Here is a 4,067-nt window from a genome sequence, read left to right on the forward strand (position 1 = left end):
CGGCCAGCACCTCGTCCTCGTTGCCGGAGATGACGACGGAGGTGGGTCCGTTGAGGGCGGCGATGGACACGTTGTCCGTGAGCAGGGGCAGGACCTCGTCCTCGGTCGCCTGCACGGCGACCATGGCCCCACCCTCGGGCAGGGCCTGCATCAATCGGCCGCGGGCAGCCACGAGAGCGGCAGCGTCCTCGAGGGACCAGACGCCGGCGACGTGCGCGGCAGCGAGTTCACCGATGGAGTGGCCGAGGAGGAAGTCGGGGGTGACGCCCCAGTGCTCCATCAAGCGGAACAGGGCGACCTCGACGGCGAAGAGGCCCGCCTGCGTGTAGACAGTGCGGTCGAGAAGGTCGGACTCGGCGTCGAAGACCAGGTCCTTCACCGGCCGGTCCAGGTGCTTGTCGAGCTCCGCGCAGACCGCGTCGAACGCGTCCGCGAACACCGGGAACGCCTCGTACAGCTCCCGGCCCATCCCGGCCCGCTGCGAGCCCTGGCCGGAGAACAGGAACGCCGAACGCCCGCCCCCGGCCACACCCGACACCACACCCGCGACCGAACGGCCCTCGGCCACCGCGCGCAGCAGATCCTCGCGGTCCTCGCCGAAGACCACCGCACGGTGGTCGAACAGGGTTCGCGCGGACACCAGGGACCAGCCCACGTCCACCGGCGAAACCCCGGCCGCGGCCAGCGGCAGCAGACGCTCCGCCTGGCCCGCCAGAGCCTCCGGCGACTTCGCCGACAGCACCCACGGCACCACCGGAAGCACGGCTGCGGACGCGTTGCAGAGTTCGGGGAGCATCGTGTCGGCGTCGCAGGGCACGTTGCGCCGGCGCAGTGCCATCACCGTGTTCGTGACGTGGCGGACAGCCGGAGCGCCCTTGCTGAGCGCCGAAACGGTCAGAGCATTCCCGTCTCCCAGGCACTGCCGCGCGAGTGAGGTGAGGACTCCGTCCGGCCCGAGCTCCACGAACTGGGTGGCGTCCAAGGTGGCGAGCATGCGGACGCCGTCGGCGAAGCGGACTGCCTGGCGGACGTGGTTGACCCAGTAGTCGGCGGTCAGCAGCTCCTCGCCCGCGACGGTGCCGGTGAGGTTGGAGACGATCGGAATGCGTGGTGCGTGGAAGGTGAGATCGGCCGCGATCCTGCGGAACTCGTCGAGCATGGGTTCCATGCGCGGCGAGTGGAACGCGTGGCTGACCTGCAGGCGCTTCGACTTGGCGAAGCGTTCCGCGATGGCGGTGACTTCGGTCTCGTCGCCGGAGATGACGACGGAGTTCGGGCTGTTGAGGGCGGCGATGGAGACGTTGTCGGTGAGCAGGGGCAGGACGTCGTCCTCGGTCGCCTGGACGGCGACCATCGCCCCGCCCTCGGGCAGGGCCTGCATCAATCGGCCGCGGGCGGCGACGAGGGCTGCGGCGTCCTCGAGGGACCAGACGCCGGCGACGTGTGCGGCGGCGAGTTCACCGATGGAGTGGCCGAGGAGGTAGTCGGGCGTGACGCCCCAGTGCTCCATCAAGCGGAACAGGGCCACCTCGATCGCGAACAGACCGGCCTGCGTGTAGACGGTGCGGTCGAGGAGGTCGGACTCGGGGTCGAAGACCAGGTCCTTGACCGGCCGGTCCAGGTGCTTGTCGAGCTCCGCGCAGACCGCGTCGAACGCGTCCGCGAATACCGGGAACCCGTCGTACAGCTCCCGGCCCATCCCGGCCCGCTGCGAGCCCTGTCCCGAGAACAGGAACGCCGTCCGGCCCGGTGCCCCGGAGACCTGCGGGGGAAGCGACGGGGTGCCGTAACCGTCCGGCGACTCCTCCACGATGACGTGTGCGTTGGTGCCGCTGATGCCGAACGACGACACTCCCGCACGCCGCGGTTCCTGGCGGGAAGGCCAGGCGATCGGCGTCTTGACCAGTTCCACCGCGCCCGCCGACCAGTCCACCTCGGAGGACGGAAGATCGACGTTCAGGGTCTGCGGCAGGACGCCGTGGCGCATGGCCATGACCATCTTGATGATGCCGGCGACGCCGGCCGCGGCCTGGGTGTGCCCGATGTTGGACTTGATCGAGCCGAGCCACAGCGGCCGGCCGTCCTCCGGGCGTTCCTGGCCGTAGGTGGCGAGCAGGGCCTGCGCCTCGATCGGGTCACCCAGCTTGGTGCCCGTGCCATGGGCCTCGACCACGTCCACCTGGGCGGGCGAGAGACCGGCGCTCGCGAGCGCCGCGCGGATGACGCGCTGCTGGGAAGGACCGCTCGGAGCGGTGAGGCCGTTGCTGGCGCCGTCCTGGTTGACCGCGGAGCCGCGCACCACCGCCAGCACCTGGTGCCCGTTGCGGCGGGCGTCCGACAGACGCTCGAGAAGGAGGACGCCCACACCCTCCGACCACGCCGTTCCGTCGGCCGTGTCGGCGAAGGCCTTGACCCGGCCGTCGGGAGCGAGCCCGCGCTGCCGGCTGAACTCGATGAAGCTTCCGGGCGTGGCCATGACGGTCGCACCACCGGCGAGAGCCAGTGAGCATTCGCCGGAGCGCAGCGCCTGCACCGCCAGGTGCAGGGCGACGAGCGACGACGAGCACGCCGTGTCCACCGTGACCGCCGGGCCCTCGAGACCGAGTACGTAGGAGACCCGGCCGGACACCACACTGCCGGCGGTACCGGTGGTGAGGAAGCCCTCGACCCCCTGCGGGACCTCGACGAGCTGCGCCACGTAGTCGTGGTACATGAGGCCGGCGTACACGCCGGTGCGGCTGCCGCGCAGGGCCGTCGGGTCGATGCCCGCGTGCTCGATGGCTTCCCACGAGGCCTCGAGCAGGAGGCGCTGCTGCGGGTCCATGGCCAGGGCCTCGCGGGGCGAGATCCCGAAGAACGCCGGGTCGAACTCGGCGGCACCGGTGAGGAAGCCGCCCTCGGTCGCGTAGGACGTACCGGTGCCGTCTCCCTCACCGCGCTCGAAGAGGCGGCTGATGTCCCAGCCCCGGTCGTCGGGAAGCGGCGAGATCGCGTCGCCGCCGGACGCCACCAGGCGCCACAGGTCGTCGGGTCCGGCCACCGCACCGGGATAGCGGCAGCTCATACCCACGATGACCACCGGGTCGTCGGTGTCGAGGAGAGCGGGAGTTCCCGTGGCCCCCGACGGCTTGTCGGCCGCCTCCTCCATCGTGCCGACGCTCTCGGAGACGATGTGCTCCGCCAGGACGGCCGGGTTGGGGTGGTCGAAGACGAGGGTGGCGGGCAGGCGGAGGCCGGTGACGGTGTTGAGGCGGTTGCGGAGTTCGACGGCGGTGAGGGAGTCGAAGCCGAGCTCGGTGAAGGCGCGGTGGGCAGGGATGGCCTGGGCGGAGGCGTGGCCGAGGACGGCAGCCACCTCCGTCCGTACCGTCTCCAGCACCAGCGCGGCACGCTGATCCTGCCCGACCGTCAGCAGGCGCTGGGCGAACGCCGAGGCTCCGGACGACCGTGCCGCCCGACGGCTCGTGCCCGTCCCGCGGACCAGCCCGCGCAGCAGGTGCGGGACGGTCGGGGCCTTGCGGAAGGCCGTCACGTCCAGGCGGATCGGTGCAACCGTCGCGCGGCCGGACCGCAGCGTGTTGTCGAAGAGTTCGAGTCCCTCCTCCGGAGACAGGGGCAGTACACCGCTCCGGTTCATGCGCTCCACGTCTGCCGCGTCGAGGCTCTGGAGCATGCCCCCTTCGGCCCAGGGTCCCCAGGCGAGGGAGGTGGCGGGCAGACCGGTGGCCTGGCGGTGGGTGGCGAGGGCGTCGAGGAAGGCGTTGGCGGCGGCGTAGTTGGCCTGGCCGGGTCCGCCGAAGGTGCCGGCGGCGGAGGAGTAGAGGACGAAGAAGGCGAGGTTCAGGTCGGCGGTCAGCTGGTGCAGATGCCAGGCGGCGTCCGCCTTGGGCCGCAGCACGGTGGCCAGCCGCTCGGGGGTCAGTGACTCCAGAACACCGTCGTCGACCACACCCGCGGCATGCACCACACCGGCGAGGCCCGGGCCGTCGGACGCGGTCAGCTCACCGATGAGGGCGGCCAGGGCGTCACGGTCGGTGACGTCGCAGGACGCCCACCGCACCTCGGCA

General features: G+C 71.6%; 1 protein-coding gene. It reads right to left on the minus strand.

Annotated features, from left to right (window positions below):
* The coding region (locus tag HW445_RS20945; RefSeq protein ID WP_180222520.1) for a type I polyketide synthase at positions 1–4,067 on the minus strand (4,067 nt) is incomplete at both ends.

Source organism: Streptomyces sp. UH6 (assembly GCF_013421635.1).
GTDB classification, from domain to species: domain Bacteria; phylum Actinomycetota; class Actinomycetes; order Streptomycetales; family Streptomycetaceae; genus Streptomyces; species Streptomyces abyssomicinicus.